This is a genomic window from Mesorhizobium sp. CA14, assembly GCF_020165195.1.
In the GTDB taxonomy this organism is placed as follows: domain Bacteria; phylum Pseudomonadota; class Alphaproteobacteria; order Rhizobiales; family Rhizobiaceae; genus Mesorhizobium.
This window is the reverse complement of record NZ_JAIUHR010000028.1, coordinates 36,928-55,392: the sequence shown is the minus strand read 5'-3', so window position 1 is coordinate 55,392 and position 18,465 is coordinate 36,928. Positions and strand designations below refer to the sequence as shown.

Sequence of the window (18,465 nt, the reverse complement as noted above, 5' to 3'; positions counted from 1 at the left end):
CAGCTGCGCGCCTAACCCAGCACCACGTTGGCGGCGCTCTCCGGCAGATCCTCGCCGAAGGCGCGCTGGTAGAACTCGGCCACCACCGGACGCTCGAGCTCGTCGCATTTGTTGAGGAAGGTTAGCCGGAACGCCATGCCGATATCGCCGAAGATCTCGGCGTTCTCGGCCCAGGTGATGACGGTACGCGGGCTCATCACGGTCGACAGGTCGCCATTGATGAAGGCCGAGCGCGTCATGTCGGCGACGCGCACCATCTTGTTGACAATATCCTTGCCCTTGCTGTCGCGATAGTGCTTGGCCTTCGCCAGCACGATGTTCACTTCATTGTCGTGCGGCAGATAGTTGAGCGTGGTGACGATCGACCAGCGGTCCATCTGCGCCTGGTTGATCTGCTGCGTGCCGTGATAGAGGCCTGTGGTGTCGCCGAGACCAACCGTGTTGGCGGTGGCGAACAGCCGGAACGCCGGATGCGGACGGATGACGCGGCTCTGGTCGAGCAGCGTGAGCCGCCCCGACGATTCCAGGACGCGCTGAATGACGAACATCACGTCAGGACGGCCGGCGTCATATTCGTCGAAGCAGAGCGCGACATTGTGCTGATAGGCCCAGGGCAGGATGCCGTCGCGGAATTCGGTGATCTGCAGGCCTTCCTTGACGACGATGGCGTCCTTGCCGACGAGATCGATACGGCTGACATGGCTGTCGAGATTGACGCGCACGCAGGGCCAGTTGAGCCGCGCCGCCACCTGCTCGATATGCGTCGACTTGCCGGTGCCGTGATAGCCCGACACCATGACCCGGCGGTTGTAGGCAAAGCCGGCGAGGATCGCCAGCGTCGTCGCGCGGTCGAACAGGTAGTCGGGATCGATGTCCGGCACGTGCTCGGTCGCCGCCGAATAAGCGGGAACGACCATCTTGGACTCGAAACCGAATTTCTCCTTCACCGACACCGTCGTGTCGGGCAGGTTGGCGATGTCGCGATCGACCTTGTTCATCTCTATCAACGTCTCCACGGGCGAAACGCCGCGTTTCGCCGGCAATCGATTTTGTCCGGGGGCGGTCTTAGAGCCTTTTCCAACCTTATGAAAGTTGGAAAACGACACGGACCGTAGGGCCGCTCAGCACAATCCTGCCTGCTTGAGCACGCGATAGGCCTGGAGCACATCGCGTAACCGGTCTTCCGAACCTCTGTCGCCGCCATTTGCATCCGGGTGGTGGCGCTTTACCAATTCCTTATAACGCGCCTTGATGTCCTGGCCAGTCGCCTTTGTGTCAAGGCCAAGCGTTTCCAGCGCCTTGGCCTCAAGCGGCTTTGCCTTGCGCTCGCGCGGCTCGCGCGCGCCCGAGCCGAACAGGTTGAACGGATCGCGCATGCGGTTGTAGTAGCCGGCGCGACCTGAGCGCTGCTGCGCGAAATCCGGCGCCGAGCGCGGCCCGCCGCCATTGGCGCCCATGCGCCATGTCGGCCTGTGGCCGGTCAGCGCCTCTTTCTGGAAGCGCGCGATCTCGCTGTCCGACACGCCGGAGAAGTAGTTGAAGCCCTTGTTGTATTCGCGCACATGCTCGAAGCAGAAGCGGAAATACTCGCCCTCCTTGAGGCGACCGACAGGCGCCCGATGCGTGCCGGCCTCGTTGCAGCCGTCCCACTGGCAGATCGGCGCGCGCGACTTCAGCTCCGCGTCCTTTTCCGGCCGGATTCGAATTTTCTCGAAATATTTGGGATACGCTTTCATCTCACCCATTTATGGGCTGTTCGCACCTGCGAAACAAGAATTGACATTTCGCCGATGATCGCCCTAACCGCTGAATCGCGGCTTAAAAGCGGTCGAAATTCAAGATTTTGCGGCTGTGCCGCAGGTAAGTTGCGGCCATGCCGTCAACAACTTGCGGCTATGGCCGTCAAGTGGGGAAGGGAAGCCCGGATGTCCATACAGTCGACGATGGAAAACAAGCTGAAAGCGGCATTTTCGCCCGAACGGCTCGCCGTCATCAACGAAAGCCATCTTCATGCCGGCCATCATCACGTCGAGCACGGTCACGAGACCAACTTCGACGGCACCGGCGAGACGCATTTCCGCGTCCGTGTCGTCTCGGCCGCCTTTGCGGGCATGAGCCGCGTCGAGCGTCACCGCGCCGTCAACGAATTGCTGGCCGATGAATTGAAAGCCGGCGTGCATGCGCTGGCGATCGAGCCGGCGGCACCGGGCGAGAAGACGCGCTGGTAGTCAGCCGACCGTCGCCTTGAGAAACGCCAAGGCGCCGCGGTCAAGACGTCGCCGTCCTGACCGAAATCGCGATAGATCGACATATGCGTATAGGCGCTGCCGTCGAACAGCGTGACCTTGCCCGAACACCCGGTGGCTGACGCGCCCTCCTGGCAACAGCGCCGCCAGCCATGCCGCGATGAAGCTGCGTCAATCGATCGCCATCATCATCTGCGGCCAGATTGCGGCGGCAGCGCGCAGAAGCGCGCCGCGCGCCTGGATTAAGCATCAATAACGACAACTTGTGAGGCGCAAACCAAATCCGGCCCTTGAAGCTCCGGCGGCAATCACCACGTATTTTCCAAGGCGAGCAATTCGGCCGCATCGGGCATCTAAACGGGTCAATGTCAGATTGCATGCGCTATCCTTCATATGAAGGGAACAAACAGCGCTTTCCGGCAGTTGATGCAGCGATGAGCCGATTGGCAGCCCATCGGCTCCGAGGCAAAGCACCATGCGCGAGAACCAATCAGACGTCTTCGATCTGTTTTCGGAGATTTATTCCAACGCGGCCCAGGAAGAGATCAGCTTACAGCAATATCTACTGGCCTGCCGCGAAGACAAATCCATGTATGCGTCGGCGCCCGAACGCATGGTCGAGGCCATCGGTGAGCCGAACCTGGTCGACACCAGCAAGGACGAGCGGCTCGGTCGCATTTTCTCCAACCGCACCATCAAGGTCTATCCCTCCTTCTCCGACTTCTACGGGATGGAGGATACGATCGAGCGCATCGCCGGATATTTCCGCTACGCCTCGCAAGGCCTCGAGGAACGCAAGCAGATCCTGTATCTCCTCGGTCCGGTCGGCGGCGGCAAATCCTCGCTCGCCGAACGGCTGAAAAAGCTGATGGAAGAGCGGCCGATCTACACGCTCAAGGTAGGCAACCAGATCAGCCCGATCTTCGAGTCGCCGCTTGGCCTTTTCCATCCCGATCGCATGGGCGACCTGCTGGAAGACAAATACGGCATCGCCCGCCGCCGCCTGAACGGGCTGATCTCGCCCTGGGCGGCCAAGCGCCTCGACGAGTTGTCGGGCGACATCTCCAAATTCAGCGTCGTCAAGCTGACGCCGTCGCGGCTGCGCCAGATCGCCATCGCCAAGACCGAGCCCGGCGACGAGAACAATCAGGACGTCTCGGCCCTGGTCGGCAAGGTCGACATCAGACAGTTGGAGCACTTCAGCCAGTCCGACCCGGACGCCTACTCCTACAGCGGCGGCCTCAACCGGACGACGCAGGGCCTGCTCGAATTCGTCGAGATGTTCAAGGCGCCCATCAAGGTACTGCACCCGTTGCTGACGGCAACCCAGGAAGGCAGCTACAACGGCACCGAGAATTTCGGCGCCTTCCCCTATCAGGGCATCGTCGTCGCCCATTCCAACGAGTCGGAATGGCAGCAGTTCAAGAACAACAAGAACAACGAGGCCTTCCTCGACCGCATCCTCGTGGTCAAGGTTCCCTATTGCCTGCGCATCACCGAGGAACGGCAGATCTACGAAAAGCTGCTGCGCGAAAGCGAGTTGGCAAACAGTCCCTGCGCGCCGGAGGTGCTGGACATTCTCAGCCGCTTCACCGTCTCGACCCGCCTTGCCGAACATGAGAACTCGCCGCTCTACACCAAGATGCGCGCCTATGACGGCGAGAACCTCAAGGAAATCGACCCGAAGGCGAAGTCCGTCCAGGAATATCGCGATGCCGCCGGCGTCGACGAAGGCATGACCGGGGTCAGCACCCGCTTCGCCTTCAAGATCCTGTCGCAGACCTTCAACTACGACACCAAGGAGGTCGCCGCCGACCCGGTGCATCTGATGTACATCCTCGAGGAGGCGATCAAGCGCGAGCAATTCCCGAAGGAGACCGAGGCCGCCTATCTCGAATTCATCAAGTCGGAGCTCGCGACGCGCTACGCCGAGTTCATCGGACACGAGATCCAGAAGGCCTATCTGGAATCCTACAGCGAGTACGGTCAGAACCTGTTCGACCGCTACATCGCCTATGCGGACGCCTGGATCGAGGATCAGGATTACAAGGACCCCGACACCGGCCAGATCCTCAACCGCGAGGTCTTGGACAAGGAATTGTCGCAGGTCGAAAAACCCGCCGGCATCGCCAATCCGAAGGACTTCCGCAACGAAGTGGTCAAATTCACCTTGCGCGCCCGGGCGCGCAACCATGGCCGCAATCCCTCCTGGACGAGCTATGAAAAGCTTCGCGAGGTCATCGAGAAGCGCATGTTCGGTCAGGTCGAGGACTTGCTGCCGGTGATCAGCTTCGGCTCCAAGCAGGACAGCGTAACGGAGAAGCGGCACAACGAATTCGTCCAGCGCATGGTGGAGCGCGGCTACACTCAGCGGCAGGTGCGACGGCTGGTCGACTGGTACATGCGCGTGAACAAGGCGGGCTGAACAAAGCCGGGACGGTTCCATGCCGATCTTCATCGACCGCCGCCTCAATCCGAAGGACAAGAGCCTGGGCAATCGCCAGCGCTTCCTCAGGCGCGCGCGCGAAGACCTCAAGCGCAGCGTGCGCGACCACGTCCGGACAGGCCGCATCGCCGACGTCGACCGCGAGCACGCCGTGCCGATGCCTCGCAAGGGTATCAACGAACCGACCTTCGGCAACGACAAGGAAACCGGCCGGCGCCAGCATATCCTGCCCGGCAACCGGACGTTCAGCCCCGGCGATCTTATCGCCAAGCCGGGCGGCGGCGGAGGCTACGGATCGGCCCCGGGAACCACGGCATCCGAGGACGACTTTCGCTTTGTGCTGTCGCGCGAGGAAGTGCTCGATCTTTTTTTCGAAGACCTCGAACTGCCGGATCTGGTCAAGCTCAATCTCAAGCAGATACTGAGCTTCAAGCCGAGACGGGCGGGCTTCAGCGCAAGCGGAGCGCCGACCAACATCAATGTCGGACGCACGATGCGCAACAGCCACGGGCGGCGCATCGCGCTGAGACGCCCCAAAGAGGCGGAGCTCGATGCGATCGCCCAGCAGATCGCCGAGTTGGAAGCGAAGCCGGCCAGCGCGGCGGTAAGTGAAAGCATCGCCGCCCTGCGCGAGGCGTTTGAACGGCTGGAGCGCCGGCGCAGGCGCATTGCCTATGTCGATCCCGTCGATATCCGTTTCAATCGCTTCGATCCCCAGCCCGTGCCCAATGCGAGCGCGGTCATGTTCTGCCTGATGGACGTTTCCGGCTCGATGGGAGAGCGCGAGAAGGATCTGGCCAAACGCTTCTTCGTGCTGCTGCATCTCTTCCTGACGCGCCGTTACGAACGCACCGAAGTCGTCTTCATCCGCCACACCCACGAAGCCAAGGAGGTGGACGAACATACATTCTTCTACCACACCGAAAGCGGCGGCACCGTCGTCTCAACCGCGCTCGAGGAAATGCACCGCATCATCGAAGAACGCTATCCGGTCGCCGAATGGAACATCTACGCCGCCCAGGCTTCCGACGGCGACAATTTCGCCACCGATTCCGAGCGCTGCATAGAACTGCTCGACCGCAAGCTCATGCGGCTTTGCCAGTATTTCGCCTATGTGGAGATCATCGACGAGCGGGAAAGCCATATTTTCGGCTCGACCGAGAACGGAACGTCGCTCTGGCGGGCCTACAACGCCGTCGACGGGAAATGGCCGAACTTCCAGATGAGGCGCATCGCTGCGCCGGCCGACATTTACCCGGTCTTCCGCGAGCTCTTCGCCAGGCAACCTGATCTGCGCAAGAGCGCTTGAGGACTGAGGGTCGAAGGGACACAGGCCGATGGTCAGCCAGGCGCGCAAATCCGAACTGTTGTTTTCCGGGTCTGACTGGAATTTTGCGAAACTGTCCCGCGTCTATGACGAGATCGAAGCGCTCGGCCTCGAAGAGCTTCGACTCGACATCTATCCGGTGCAGATGGAGGTCATCTCTTCCGAGCAGATGCTCGACGCCTATTCTTCGGTCGGCATGCCGCTGATGTACCGGCATTGGTCATTCGGCAAGCGTTTCCTCTACGACGAGCTTCTTTACCGCAAGGGCGCGCGCGGTCTGGCCTATGAGCTGGTCATCAACTCCAATCCCTGCATCGTCTACCTCATGGAAGAGAACACCATGGCCCTGCAGGCCCTGGTGACCGCCCATGCCGCGCTTGGGCACAACCATTTTTTCAAGAACAATCATCTCTTCCGGCAATGGACCGATGCCGGCGGCATTTTGAGCTATCTGGATTTTGCCAAGAGCTACATAGCCCGATGCGAGGAACGGCATGGCCTGGCGGCCGTGGAAGCGATCCTGGACTCAGCCCACGCGCTGATGGAGCAGGGTGTGTTCCGCTATCACCGGCCGCCGAGACTGTCGTCCGAGCAGCAGCGCGAAGGGCTTCGCGAGCGCCTGGAATACGAGGAGCGTTCCTTCAACGATCTCTGGCGAACACTGCCGCCTCCGCAAGAGAGCGGCGAGACCAAAACAGGCATTGACGAGGATGCGGCCGAGCGCAAGAAATCGCTCCATCTGCCGGAGGAAAACCTGCTCTATTTCCTCGAGAAGAACAGCCTCATCCTCGAGCCCTGGCAGCGCGAGATCGTCAGGATCGTGCGGGTCATCGCGCAATATTTTTACCCGCAGCGGCAAACCCAGGTGATGAACGAAGGCTGCGCCACCTTCGTGCATTACACGCTCATGAACACGCTTTTCGACCGTGGCCGTATCAGCGAAGGCGCCATGCTCGAGATCTTGCGCAACCACTCGAATGTGGTCTTTCAGCCGGCCTATGACGACCCGCGCTTTTCCGGCATCAATCCCTATGCGCTGGGTCTCGACATGATGCAGGACATCCAGCGCATCTCGACCGCGCCGACTGCCGAGGACCGCGACTGGTTTCCCGACATCGCCGGCCGCGGCGACTGGCGCGACACCCTGCTAGACGCCTGGGCCAACCACCGCGACGAATCCTTCATCCGCCAGTATCTGAGCCCGGCGCTGATCCGCAAATGGCGGCTGTTCGTGCTGGCCGACGGCGCCGACGAGCCGCATTACGAAGTCGCCTCGATCCACAATGAGCGTGGCTATGCCAAGATACGGTCGGCATTGGCGCAAAGCTACGATATCGGGGCAAGTCGCCCCGACATCCAGGTGGTCGACGTCGACCTTCTGGGCGATCGGCACCTGCGGCTTCAGCACACGGTGAAGGACGGCGTCATGCTCGAGGGTGAAAGCCGCGATGCAACGCTGCGACATGTCCGCAACCTCTGGGGCTACGACGTCAGCCTGGCCGCAATCGACGGCGGAACCGGCGCAATGCTCTCCGAGCGCTGGACCAAGGAACTCTAAGATTCGCAGGCCGTCATCAGATCAGGATGACGTTTCATTGAATCGCCATCCTGATCCAACTCTTTGTTGGAGCATGATCTTCTCCGAAAACCGGTTCCCACTTTTTGGGATCATGCTCTGGCAGGCCGGCATCACCTGATTTTCAACACACCTAGCCCTCGTTGGCCGGACGTATCCTCAGCCTCGCAATGCGGTTCTTGTCGCGTTTCATGACGACGAAGCGCTTGCCGTGGAACGTAAAAGCCTGCTTCTCCTCAGGGATCGATTGCGTCTCGTGGATGACGAGACCGGCGATCGTCGTCGCCTCCTCGTCGGGCAGATCCCAGTCGAGCGCGCGGTTCAAGTCGCGGATCGGCACCGTGCCGTCGACAACGACCGAGCCGTCGGCCTCCTTCTTCACGCCCTGCATGTCGATGTCGTGCTCGTCGGCGATCTCGCCGACGATTTCCTCGATGATGTCTTCCAGCGTCACCAGTCCTTCGACCTCGCCATATTCGTCGACGACGATGGCGAAATGCGCCTTGCGCCGCAGAAAGGCGTTGAGCTGTTCCTGCAATGTCGTGGTGTCCGGCACGAACCACGGCTTCGCCGCGATCTTCATCACGTCGATCCGCGAAAAGTCGTTGCCGACCTCGTTGAGGGCTCTCAGCAGATCCTTCGCGTGCAGCACGCCGACGATGTTGTCGAGCGAACCCTTCCACAGCGGCATGCGGGTGTGCGGGCTCTGCAGGATTTCGCGCACCACCGCCTCGGGCGCATTATCGGCATTGACCGAGCGCATATTGGTGCGGTGGACCATGATGTCCGACACTTCGAGTTCATCGAGGTCGAAGAGACCCTCAAGCCGATTGCGCTCTTCACCGGCAGCCGCGCCGTCGCGGCGGGCATCGTCGCTGTCTTCGTCCTTGCCGTTGCGCTCGGTCCGATGCGGCTCGAGCGGCCGCAGCGCGTAGCCGAAAGCGGCAAGCAACCGGGCGCGGAACAGAAGCGCCGAAAGCACGATGACGGCAAGGACGGCGGCGACGATCCAGCCGGCGCCGGTCATCTGGGATGGCTCATCTTGAGCCGTTCGGGATGGCTCAATTTGAGGAAGGAGAGCACTTCCGAGGACGGCACGTCCTTGGCGATGAACGACTGGCCGATGCCGCGCGTCAGGATGAAGGTCAGCGCGCCGCGCGAGACCTTCTTGTCCTGGGTGATGAAGCCGAGCAGCGCCTCGGCATCCGGCAGGTCGCCCGGAATATCGGCCATCCGCCAGGGCAGGCCGACGGCGCGCAGATGCGCTTCGACGCGCTCCGCGTCGTCCGGGCTCGCCAGGTTGAGCCGCGCTGAAAAACGATGCGCCAGCGCCATGCCGATGGCGACGCCCTCGCCATGGACCAGGCGCGCGCCGTCATATTGCGTGGCTGCTTCCAGCGCGTGGCCGAATGTGTGGCCGAGATTGAGCAGCGCGCGGTCGCCGGTCTCGAACTCGTCGCGGGCGACGACATCGGCCTTGGCGCGGCAGGCCTCGGCGATCGCCTCGACCCGCGCCGGACCGCCGGCGAACACGTCCCGCCAGTTCTGTTCCAGCCAGGCGAAGAAGGCCGGGCGATCGATCAGCCCGTATTTGGCGAGCTCGGCATAGCCGGCACGGAACTCGCGGATCGGCAGCGTGTCGAGCACTTGGGTATCAGCAAGCACCAGCCTGGGCTGGTGGAAGACGCCGACGAGGTTCTTGCCGCGCGCGCTGTTGATGCCCGTCTTGCCGCCGACGGAGGAATCGACCTGCGCCAGCAGCGAGGTCGGTACCTGCACGAAATTCATCCCGCGCCGCACGATGCCCGACGCAAAGCCGGCAAGGTCGCCGATGACGCCGCCGCCGAGCGCGATCACCACGTCGCGGCGTTCAAGCTTTGCCGCAAGCACGCCGTCGACCACCTCCTCGAGATGGGTGAAACTCTTGGTCTTTTCGCCCGCCGGCAGCGTGATGACGGCGGACTGGATGGCGCCTTTCTGCAGCCCCGCCTTGAGCGTGTCGAGATGCGCAGCAGCGACGTTCTCGTCGGTGACGATGGCCGCGCGGGTGCCGGGAAGGCGGCGCGCGATCTCTTCGCCGGAGCGCGCCAGCAACCCGGCGCCGATCAATATGTCATAGGCGCGATCGCCGAGCCCGACCTCGACCTTCACCGGCTCGGCATGGCTCACGGCTGCACCTCGTCAGTTGGAGCGCCCGTCGCGATGGTGGCCACACCGAGTTGGGCGCAGAGCGCCGCGACGACTTCGCCGGCGATGATCTCCTTGCGGTCGTCGCGCGTCGGCACGGTCAGATCGGCGGTCGCGTACACCGGATAGCGCTCGCCCATCAGGCGCTCCAGCACGCCGCGCGGATCGGGATTTTTCAGCAGCGGCCGGTTCTGCTTCTTGGAGACGCGCTCCATCAACAGGTCCAGATCGGCCTTCAGCCAGACCGATACGCCATGCGCGGAAATCGCCTCGCGCGTCTGCGCGTTCATGAAGGCGCCGCCGCCGGTCGACAGCACTTGCGGGCCGTTCTCCAGCAAGCGCAGGATCACGCGCTGCTCCAGCGCCCGGAATTCCGGCTCGCCATAGCGCTCGAACAGCTCCGGCACCGTCATGCGCGAGACGCTTTCGATCTCCTGGTCGCTATCCATGAAGGGCAGCGAAAGCATCGTCGCCACCTTGCGGCCGATCGCCGTCTTGCCGGCGCCCATCAGCCCGACGAAGACGATCGAACGGCTGCCGAGCGCTTCGATCAGCGCGGCGCAGCCTTCGTCCGTCGGATTTGGCAGAGCGTTCATCGGGGCCTCTTTGCGCCGTATCGACATCAAAAGCCTGTTTGCGTCAAGCGCAGGCGGACGAACGGTTTCAAAGCTTTTCCGGCAAAACCTCTGTCGCCCGAAATCCTTCGTCCTTGAATTGCCTGGATTGGCGTCCCATAAGGGCACAGGGCTTTGGAAACGCAGAACAAGAAGACGGGCGAAATTTGAATGCCGACTTTGTTTCGCTTCGTCGTGACGCTGGCGGTTCTTGCAGGCATTGCCTATGGCGCGATGTTCGCCCTAGCCATGTTCGTGGAGCCGAAAAAGGCCGAAATGAGCATCCGAATTCCGGCCGAGAAGCTCAATCCGAAGAAGAATTGATCCCGGCCCGATGAACAGCGCCGCCCGCATCGAAGCCTTCCTCGAAATGATGAGCGCCGAGCGGGGCGCGGCCGAAAACACGCTTTCGTCCTACCGCCGCGATCTGGAGGATGCTTCCGAGGCGATCAAAGGCGGGCTTGCCGGCGCGGGGCCGGCCGACATCCGCGCCTATCTCGACGACATCGCCGCGCGGGGCTTCGCGCCGACCTCGCAGGCGCGCAAATTGTCGGCGATCCGCCAGTTCTTCAAATTCCTCTATGCCGAAGGTCTGCGCGGCGACGACCCGACGGGCACGCTGGACAGCCCGCGCAAGGGCCGGCCGCTGCCGAAGACGATGAGCGAGGCCGAAACCGGGCGCCTGCTCGACCGCGCGGCGCAGGAAGCGGCCGAAGCCGGACCGGACGGCGACAGGTTGGCGGCGCTGCGCCTGCACGCGCTGGTCGAGGTTCTCTACGCCACCGGCCTGCGCGTATCGGAGCTGGTCGGCCTGCCGGTCACGGTGGCGCTGCGCGACGACCGCTTCTTCATGGTGCGCGGCAAGGGCGACAAGGAACGCATGGTGCCGCTGTCGGCCAAGGCGCGCGCCGCCATGCGCGCCTGGCTTGCCGCGAGGGCCAAACGGCCGGCCTTTGCCGAGAGCCCCTTCCTGTTTCCGGCCTCCTCCGATAGCGGCCATCTCTCCCGGCAGGTTTTCGCCCGCGATCTCAAGGGTTTGGCCGCGCGGTCCGGCATAGCGTCGGCGAAGATCTCGCCGCATGTGCTTCGCCATGCTTTTGCGAGCCATCTCCTGCAGAACGGCGCCGATCTCAGAGCCGTTCAGCAACTTCTTGGTCATGCCGACATCTCGACCACGCAGATCTACACCCATGTGCTGGAGGAGCGGCTGGTGCGGCTGGTCAACGATCATCACCCGCTTGCCGACTAGGCCTCATATCGCTATGTGAGGGCGACGTTCCACCGCCCGGAGCCGGCATTTCAGCGGTTCCGCCAGCCATTTTGCCTTCCGACGGACCGGTCCGCCCAAGCATGTACAACTACCTCGACTTCGAAAAGCCGGTGCAGGATCTGGAGCTCAAGATCCTTGAGCTGAAGAAGCTTGCCGAGAACGGCGAGGCCGTCGATGTCGGCGAAGAGATCAGCAGGCTGGAAAAGCGCTCGCGCGACGCGTTGCGCGACCTCTACAAGGCGCTCACGCCCTGGCAGAAGGTGCAGGTGGCGCGCCATCCCGACCGCCCGCATTGCGTCGACTACATCAAAGGGCTGTTCACCGATTTCACGCCTTTGGCCGGCGACCGCAATTTCGGCGACGACCAGGCGATCGTCGGCGGCTTCGCGCGTTTTCGCGGCGAGCCGGTAGCGGTCATCGGCCAGGAAAAGGGTTCGGATACCGCAAGCCGCATCAAGCACAATTTCGGCTCGGTCCGGCCGGAAGGCTACCGCAAGGCGGTGCGCCTGATGGAATTGGCCGACCGCTTCCAGATCCCGCTTTTGACCCTGGTCGACACTGCCGGCGCCTATCCCGGCGTCGGCGCCGAGGAGCGCGGCCAGGCCGAAGCGATCGCGCGTTCGACCTCGGCCTGCCTTTCGCTGAAAGTGCCTTCGATCTCCGTGGTTATCGGCGAAGGCGGCTCCGGCGGCGCCATCGCGATCGCCACCGCCAACCGCGTCTACATGCTGGAACACGCCATCTATTCGGTGATCTCGCCCGAGGGCGCGGCGTCGATCCTGTGGCGCGACACCACGCGTTCCAAGGACGCTGCGACCAACATGAAGATCACCGCGCAGGATCTTCTCGAGATGAAGATCATCGACGCCATCATTCCCGAGCCGATCGGCGGCGCCCAGCGCGCGCCGGAGACGGTGATTGCGTCCGCCGGCGACCTCATCGCTCGGACGATGAAGGATTTTGCCGGCGCCAACACCGATTTCCGCGAGCAGCGCCGCGAGAAATACCTGGCGATGGGCCGCAGCCTCTGACCTCTCAAGTCCCGGCAAGACGTTCAACTGTGGCCGGAATAAGCAATTCCGCCACAAAAATGCCGCCGGATTCGGCTCAATGGAAATCGCCGCGAGGGGTTTGCCAAGGCTTGCGGTAAGGAATTTTCAAGGTTAACGGGCTTACGGTCCACTGGTGTTCAGCCTGCGGCCCCGGCCATGCCGAGAGCCGTTGGCCCGAGAGAAGAGACGTAGCCGTATCGATGTTTGCCAAGCTTGCCCGCACCGGAGTCCTGATCGCCGCCATCGGCGTCGCCGGCTGCAATGATTCGTCGATGAAGGATTTCGCGCCGGAGGCCAACAAGCCGCTGCCCGACAAGATCCTGGCCGATATGAAGGCCAAGGGCATGGTGCGCACCTCCTCGGTGATGGCGCGCATCTTCAAGGAAGAAGGCAAGCTGGAGATCTGGAAGGCCAAGACCAATGGCCGCTACGATCTCGTCGCCACCTACGACATCTGCAAATGGTCGGGAAAGCTCGGCCCCAAATACACCGAGGGCGACCGCCAGGCGCCGGAAGGCTTCTACACGGTGCGTCCGTCGCAGATGAATCCGCGCTCGAATTACCATCTGTCCTTCAACATCGGCTTCCCCAACGCCTATGACCGCGCTAATGGCCGCACCGGCCAGAACCTGATGGTGCACGGCGCCTGCTCGTCGTCCGGCTGCTATTCGATGACAGACGCGCAGATCGAACAGATCTATGCCTTCGGCCGCGACGCCTTCCAGGGCGGCCAGACCGAGTTCCAGATCCAGGCCTTTCCATTCCGCATGACCGCCGCCAACATGGCGCGCTACCGCAACGACCCGAATTACGAATTCTGGAAGATGCTGAAGGTCGGCTACGACAATTTCGAGATCACCAAGGTGCCGCCGAAGGTCGACGTCTGCGAGAAGCGCTACGTCTTCAACCAGGTCGCGCCGGAAGGCACGACCTTCAACCCGACCGGCCCCTGCCCCGCGACCATGCAGCCTGACTCGTTGAAAACGGCCTACGCCGACTACGAGAAGCGTTACGACGCGGCCTTCAAAGCAGCCGTCAATTCCAGCACGCCGCCGCCGAAGCCGACGATTGCCGGCATCAAGGAAGCGAGCATCGTTTCCGACTGGTCGAAGCGCCGCGCCCGCGGCGAGCGCGTGCCGATCGACCCGCCGTCGATGAACGCCGACGGCTCGGTGACGGAAACGACGCGCATGGGCCGCATCGATTCCCCGCTCGGCCGCAAGATGGCAGCAGCCGACGCGGAGAAGGAAGCCAAGCGCAAGGCCGAAGAGCAGCGCCTGGCCGCGATCGAGGCGGCCAAGGCCGCCAAGGAAGCGGCCAAGCAGCAGGCGCTGGCCGAGAAGGAAGCCGCCAAGCAGGCGGCGCAGCAGCCGGTCGTCACCGCAGGCGTCGAGGCAGTGCCCGCCCAGGAAACGCAGCAGGCTGCCGACGCCGACCAGGGCACCGTGTCCAAGCTGAAGAAGAAGCTGCTTGGCATGTTCGGCGGCTGAGACTTCATGCATGTCGCCCAAAAGCATGCCGTCGGGCATTGACCCGAGGACGTAAGGCGGTTTTGGAATTACGACATGCATGAACAGAGGGCAAAGCCGCCCGCCATCTACGATCTCAAGGGACTGAATTGTCCGTTGCCGGTGCTGAAAGCCCGCAAGCGGCTGGCCGCGATGCGGCCGGGCGCCAGGCTGTGGCTCGAGACCACCGATCCGCTGGCCGTGATCGACATCCCGGCCTTCTGCGCCGATGCCGGCCACCAATTGGTCGAAACGGCCGCAGTCACTGGCGGCCACCGCTTTCTCGTCGAGCGCGGCAGCGCGGCCTGAGCCGGCGCCGTTTTCGGCCTATAGCCCGGCTATTGCCAGCGGATTGGCTTCGAGCGCGGCACGATCCGGCGTATCGATCGACGGCCTGTTGGTGAAGGCCGCGAACAGCCGACGGATATAGTCCTGAGGCATGTCGAGCGTGATCAGCACCAGTCTGGTGCCGCGCTGGCCGTCGGGCCAGGCCGGCAGCCTTGCCGGCGGATGCAGGATTTTCTGTACGCCGTGAATGACCAGCGGCCGCGACGGATCCTCCGCAAGCTCGATGACGCCCTTCATGCGCAGGAGTTTCTCGCCATGCGTCGAGCGCAGAAGGTCGAGGAACATTTCAATCGCCGAGAACGGCACCGGGCCGTCATGGACGAGCGAGTGCGTGCGCACGCGCGTATCGTGGCGATGCTCATGATGGTGGTGATCGTGGTCGCCGTCATGGTGATGATGATCATGATCATGCGCCGCCTCTTCACCGAGCCAGCGCCGCACGTCGGCGGACTTGGTTTCAGGATTATAGAGGCCGCAATTGAACAGCGCCGCAGCGCCGGCATCGGCGACGTCGAGCAGGACGGCGCCCGGATTGACCTGCTTCAGCCTTGCCCGCAACGCCTCGACCTCGGCCGCGTCGGCCAGGTCGGTCTTGGTCAGCACGATGCGGTCCGCCACCGCCGCCTGCTTCACCGCCTCGACATGGGTATCGAGCGTTGTCTCGCCATTGACAGCGTCGACCAGCGTGATGACGCCGTCGAGCCGGAAGGCGTGCACCAGCGCGGGATGCGCCATGATCGACTGCAGCACCGGCGCCGGATCGGCCAGACCCGTCGTCTCGACGACGACGCGCGCCAGTTTCGCGATACGGCCGGTCTGCAGCCGGTCGACGAGATCGGCGAGCGTGTCGACCAGGTCGCCGCGCACCGTGCAGCACAGGCAGCCGTCGGAAAGCTGGATGATCCCGTCGGAAGCCTGCTCGACCAGCAGATGGTCGATCGCCACCTCGCCGAACTCGTTGATGATCACCGCCGTGTCGGCAAGCGCCGGATCCTTGAGCAGCCGATTGAGCAGCGTCGTCTTGCCGGCGCCGAGAAAACCGGTGAGCACGGATACGGGAATGGGAAAACTGCTGTCCATGACGCGGCTCAGTTGGCCTTGGCGGGTTGGTCGCCCTGTGCCGCGGCGGCGGCCGTTCCGGTCGCCAGCGGCTCGGCGCCGGCCGGCGCCGGTCTGTCGGGCCGCCAGCTCGGCAGCGGCACACCGGCATAATTCTGATCGGCCTGGTCGACGAACGCCTTGGGCGCCGGCCCCGTGGCGCCGCCGAGACCGACGGAAACGAGCGTGGGATGGCCGAGCTTCACCTGGTAGGGCGATTTCGGCTTATCCTTGGCGGCAACCTCGGGGGCCGCCTCCGATTGCTCGTCCTTCGGTTTTTTCGCGCAGATCTCGTCATGCATATCGTTGGGCGACAGCGTGTCGCCATAGGGCTTGAGCGCTGCAAGCGTGGTCGAAGTGGCCGTCGGCATCTCAAAACCCTGATCGAGCAGCTTTGCCGCCGCTTCGGCGCGGCTGATCGCCGATTTTTCGCCGAGCACCACGGCCACCAGTGTGCGCCCGTTGCGCGTCGCCGAGCCGATCATGTTGAAGCCGGACGGGCAGACGAAGCCGGTCTTCATGCCGTCGGCGCCCGGATAGCGGCCGATCAGGAGATTGTAATTCGGGATCGCCTTCTTGCCGACGGCAAGGCCTTCGATCGAGAACCACGGGGAATATTGCGGAAAATCATTGCGCAACGCCGTCACCAGCACGGCAAGGTCGCGCGCGGTCGTATACTGCTCCGGCGAATAGAGCCCGTTCGGGTTGACGAAATGCGTGCCGACCATGCCGAGCCTGGCCGCCTCGGCGTTCATGCGGTCGGCAAAGGCGGCCTGCGATCCGCCGATATTCTCGCCCACGGCCATGGCGATGTCGTTGGCCGACTTGACCAGCATCATCTTCAGCGCGTTGTCGAGCCGCATCACCGAGCCGGGCTTGAAGCCCATTTTGCTCGCCGGCTCGCCGGCCGAATGCTTCGTCACCTTGATCGGCGAATCGAGCGCCACCTCGCCGGCCTGGATCGCGCGGAAGGCGACATAGGCCGTCATCAGCTTGCTGAGCGAGGCCGGATACCAGCGCTTGAATGCGTCCTGGTGCTCCAAAATTGAGCCGCTCTTCAAGTCGAAAAGCACGATCGGATTGGCCCGGGCCGCGCCGGCAAACACCGGCAACGCAAGCGCGCCTCCCAGTAATAGGTTGAGGAAATGCCTTCGCCGCATGATCAAATCCGAAATCGCCTCTTGCCGTAATCGCGGCTGGGTCCGTAAGATTTCGTTACCCATCGCCAGCATAAATGCGGCCCGGCCCTCGACCCGGACCGCATTGTTGCGGTGCTATTTACCCTATGTGACGCCAAAATGGCAAAGTTCAAGACAATCATAATTGCTGAGCAGCGGCTCTGACCGACTGCCGCCAATCAACCAAGAGATGGACCGATCATGCCGATTCTGAACCGCGCCGCGCAAATGCAGGAAGAAGTCGCCGGCTGGCGACGGCATCTGCACCAGACACCGGAGCTGAATTTCGACGTGTTCCAGACCGCCGCCTTCGTCACCGAGAAGCTGAAGGCCTTCGGCTGCGACGAGGTGGTGACGGGGCTGGGCAAGACCGGCGTCGTCGGCATCATCCGCGGCCGCAAGGGCGATGGCACGACGATAGGGCTGCGCGCCGACATGGACGCGCTGCCGATCGACGAGATCACCGGCAAGCCATGGGCCTCGACGGTGCGCGGCAAGATGCATGCCTGCGGTCATGACGGCCATACCGCGATGCTCTTGGGTGCGGCCAAATATCTTGCCGAAACGCGCAATTTCGCCGGCAGCGTGGCGGTGATCTTCCAGCCGGCCGAGGAAGGCGGCGGCGGCGGCAACGAGATGGTCAAGGACGGCATGATGGAGCGCTTCGGCATCGAGAAGGTGTTCGGCATGCACAATATGCCGGGCCTGCCGGTCGGCCAGTTCGCCATCAAGCCCGGCCCGATCATGGCCGCGACGGCCGAATTCACCGTCACCGTCAAGGGCCGCGGCGGCCATGCGGCGATGCCGCACGGCACGATCGATCCGATCGTCATCGCCAGCCAGTTGGTCGGCGCGCTGCAGACCATCGCCTCGCGCAGCACCGATCCGGTCGAGGCCGTGGTGGTGTCGGTGACGAAGTTCCACGCCGGCGACGCCTATAATGTCATTCCCGAAAGCGCCGAGATCGCCGGCACCGTGCGCACGCTGAAGAAGGAAGTGGCCAAGAAATCGGAAGAGCGCATCCGCGCGCTCTGCGCCGGCCTCGCCGCGGCCTTCGGCGCCACCATCGAGGTCGACTACGACGCCAATTACCCCGTCACCTTCAACCATGCCGAGGAAACCGCCTTTGCCGGCGATGTCGCAGCCGATATCGCCGGCGACAGCCATGTCCACCGCGCCATCCAGCCGGTGATGGGCGGCGAGGACTTCTCCTATATGCTGGAGGCCCGCCCCGGCGCCTTCATCTTCATAGGCAATGGCGACTCCGCCGGCCTGCATCACCCGGCCTACGACTTCAACGACGAGGTCATCCCGCACGGCATGAGCTATTGGGTGAAGCTGGCCGAAACCGCGCTGGCTGCCTAAGCGCCTTGAGGCGAAGGCGGTGAGCATCCCGCGATACGGCTTGGCCGGCTTGGCCTGCCGGGATGAGTTGCAGCCCAAGGGGGAGGTCAGCATGCCCCTTGGCGAACCGGCCCGAAGCGTTTATGTGTCGGGCCGCGTGGTCCCGTAGCTCAGTAGGATAGAGCGGCAGATTCCTAATCTGTAGGTCACAGGTTCGATTCCTGTCGGGATCACCAAGTTTTTCAATGGTTGGCGAGCAGGTCGCCGCATC

Annotated in this window: 17 protein-coding genes and 1 tRNA gene; 11 read left to right on the top strand and 7 right to left on the bottom strand. The window is 63.1% G+C overall.

What is annotated here, in order from left to right:
• Window positions 1-11: 11 nt before the first annotated feature.
• Both cobS and LB565_RS24080 read right to left on the bottom strand, forming a co-directional pair.
• On the bottom strand, window positions 12-998 hold the full coding sequence (gene cobS, locus LB565_RS24085) for a cobaltochelatase subunit CobS (protein ID WP_224588410.1): 987 nt from the start codon (window positions 996-998) through the stop codon (window positions 12-14).
• A gap of 123 nt (window positions 999-1,121) precedes the next feature.
• Window positions 1,122-1,745: a J domain-containing protein gene (locus tag LB565_RS24080; RefSeq protein ID WP_224588409.1), complete on the bottom strand. Its 624-nt coding sequence runs from the start codon at window positions 1,743-1,745 to the stop codon at window positions 1,122-1,124.
• A gap of 180 nt (window positions 1,746-1,925) precedes the next feature.
• Here LB565_RS24080 and LB565_RS24075 point away from each other — a divergent pair, with 180 nt between their 5' ends.
• The 4 genes from LB565_RS24075 to LB565_RS24060 all read left to right on the top strand — a co-directional run bounded on the left by LB565_RS24075 (window position 1,926) and on the right by LB565_RS24060 (window position 7,577).
• Window positions 1,926-2,228, top strand: coding sequence for a BolA family protein (locus tag LB565_RS24075; protein ID WP_224588408.1), 303 nt, complete (start codon window positions 1,926-1,928; stop codon window positions 2,226-2,228).
• 493 nt (window positions 2,229-2,721) lie between these two features.
• The gene (locus tag LB565_RS24070; protein ID WP_224588407.1) at window positions 2,722-4,671 is read left to right on the top strand and encodes a PrkA family serine protein kinase; all 1,950 of its coding nucleotides are present in this window, start codon (window positions 2,722-2,724) and stop codon (window positions 4,669-4,671) included.
• A 19-nt stretch (window positions 4,672-4,690) separates the two neighbouring features.
• A complete protein-coding gene (locus LB565_RS24065; protein ID WP_224588406.1) occupies window positions 4,691-6,001 on the top strand; it encodes a YeaH/YhbH family protein in 1,311 nt (436 codons plus the stop codon).
• Window positions 6,002-6,029: 28 nt separating this feature from the next.
• The gene (locus LB565_RS24060; protein WP_224588405.1) at window positions 6,030-7,577 is read left to right on the top strand and encodes a SpoVR family protein; all 1,548 of its coding nucleotides are present in this window, start codon (window positions 6,030-6,032) and stop codon (window positions 7,575-7,577) included.
• 151 nt (window positions 7,578-7,728) lie between these two features.
• On the opposite strand, the gene LB565_RS24055 is transcribed toward LB565_RS24060, so the two are convergent.
• The 3 genes from LB565_RS24055 to LB565_RS24045 are packed head-to-tail and all read right to left on the bottom strand — an operon-like array spanning window position 7,729 to window position 10,378.
• Window positions 7,729-8,622 (bottom strand): transporter associated domain-containing protein, encoded by an 894-nt coding sequence (locus LB565_RS24055; protein WP_224588404.1) that lies wholly within the window; start codon window positions 8,620-8,622, stop codon window positions 7,729-7,731.
• Window positions 8,619-9,764: a 3-dehydroquinate synthase gene (gene aroB, locus LB565_RS24050; protein ID WP_224588403.1), complete on the bottom strand. Its 1,146-nt coding sequence runs from the start codon at window positions 9,762-9,764 to the stop codon at window positions 8,619-8,621. Before aroB ends, LB565_RS24055 begins: the two co-directional genes overlap by 4 nt.
• The gene (locus tag LB565_RS24045; RefSeq protein WP_224510536.1) at window positions 9,761-10,378 is read right to left on the bottom strand and encodes a shikimate kinase; all 618 of its coding nucleotides are present in this window, start codon (window positions 10,376-10,378) and stop codon (window positions 9,761-9,763) included. Before LB565_RS24045 ends, aroB begins: the two co-directional genes overlap by 4 nt.
• A 189-nt stretch (window positions 10,379-10,567) precedes the next feature.
• Between LB565_RS24045 and LB565_RS24040 the strand changes: the two genes are divergently transcribed.
• From LB565_RS24040 to LB565_RS24020, 5 genes are all read left to right on the top strand, one after another.
• The gene (locus LB565_RS24040) at window positions 10,568-10,720 is read left to right on the top strand and encodes a hypothetical protein (RefSeq protein ID WP_042643428.1); all 153 of its coding nucleotides are present in this window, start codon (window positions 10,568-10,570) and stop codon (window positions 10,718-10,720) included.
• 10 nt (window positions 10,721-10,730) lie between these two features.
• A complete protein-coding gene (locus LB565_RS24035) occupies window positions 10,731-11,645 on the top strand; it encodes a site-specific tyrosine recombinase XerD (RefSeq protein ID WP_224588402.1) in 915 nt (304 codons plus the stop codon).
• A gap of 101 nt (window positions 11,646-11,746) precedes the next feature.
• Window positions 11,747-12,697, top strand: coding sequence for an acetyl-CoA carboxylase carboxyltransferase subunit alpha (locus LB565_RS24030; protein ID WP_224588401.1), 951 nt, complete (start codon window positions 11,747-11,749; stop codon window positions 12,695-12,697).
• A 221-nt stretch (window positions 12,698-12,918) separates the two neighbouring features.
• Window positions 12,919-14,208, top strand: coding sequence for a murein L,D-transpeptidase family protein (locus LB565_RS24025; protein WP_224588400.1), 1,290 nt, complete (start codon window positions 12,919-12,921; stop codon window positions 14,206-14,208).
• Between the two features lie 75 nt (window positions 14,209-14,283).
• Window positions 14,284-14,535, top strand: a complete 252-nt coding sequence (locus LB565_RS24020; protein ID WP_224510543.1) for a sulfurtransferase TusA family protein — start codon at window positions 14,284-14,286, stop codon at window positions 14,533-14,535.
• Window positions 14,536-14,553: 18 nt separating this feature from the next.
• Here LB565_RS24020 and LB565_RS24015 read toward each other — a convergent pair whose 3' ends face one another.
• Window positions 14,554-15,654 carry a CobW family GTP-binding protein gene (locus tag LB565_RS24015; protein WP_224588399.1) on the bottom strand — a complete coding sequence of 367 codons (1,101 nt, stop codon included), beginning with the start codon at window positions 15,652-15,654 and terminating at the stop codon, window positions 14,554-14,556.
• Between the two features lie 8 nt (window positions 15,655-15,662).
• Window positions 15,663-16,832, bottom strand: coding sequence for a D-alanyl-D-alanine carboxypeptidase family protein (locus LB565_RS24010; protein WP_224588398.1), 1,170 nt, complete (start codon window positions 16,830-16,832; stop codon window positions 15,663-15,665).
• 219 nt (window positions 16,833-17,051) lie between these two features.
• Between LB565_RS24010 and LB565_RS24005 the strand changes: the two genes are divergently transcribed.
• Together LB565_RS24005 and LB565_RS24000 are read left to right on the top strand one after the other, a co-directional pair.
• The gene (locus LB565_RS24005; protein WP_224588397.1) at window positions 17,052-18,215 is read left to right on the top strand and encodes a M20 aminoacylase family protein; all 1,164 of its coding nucleotides are present in this window, start codon (window positions 17,052-17,054) and stop codon (window positions 18,213-18,215) included.
• Window positions 18,216-18,353: 138 nt separating this feature from the next.
• A tRNA-Arg gene (locus LB565_RS24000) sits at window positions 18,354-18,430 on the top strand.
• Window positions 18,431-18,465: the final 35 nt, after the last annotated feature.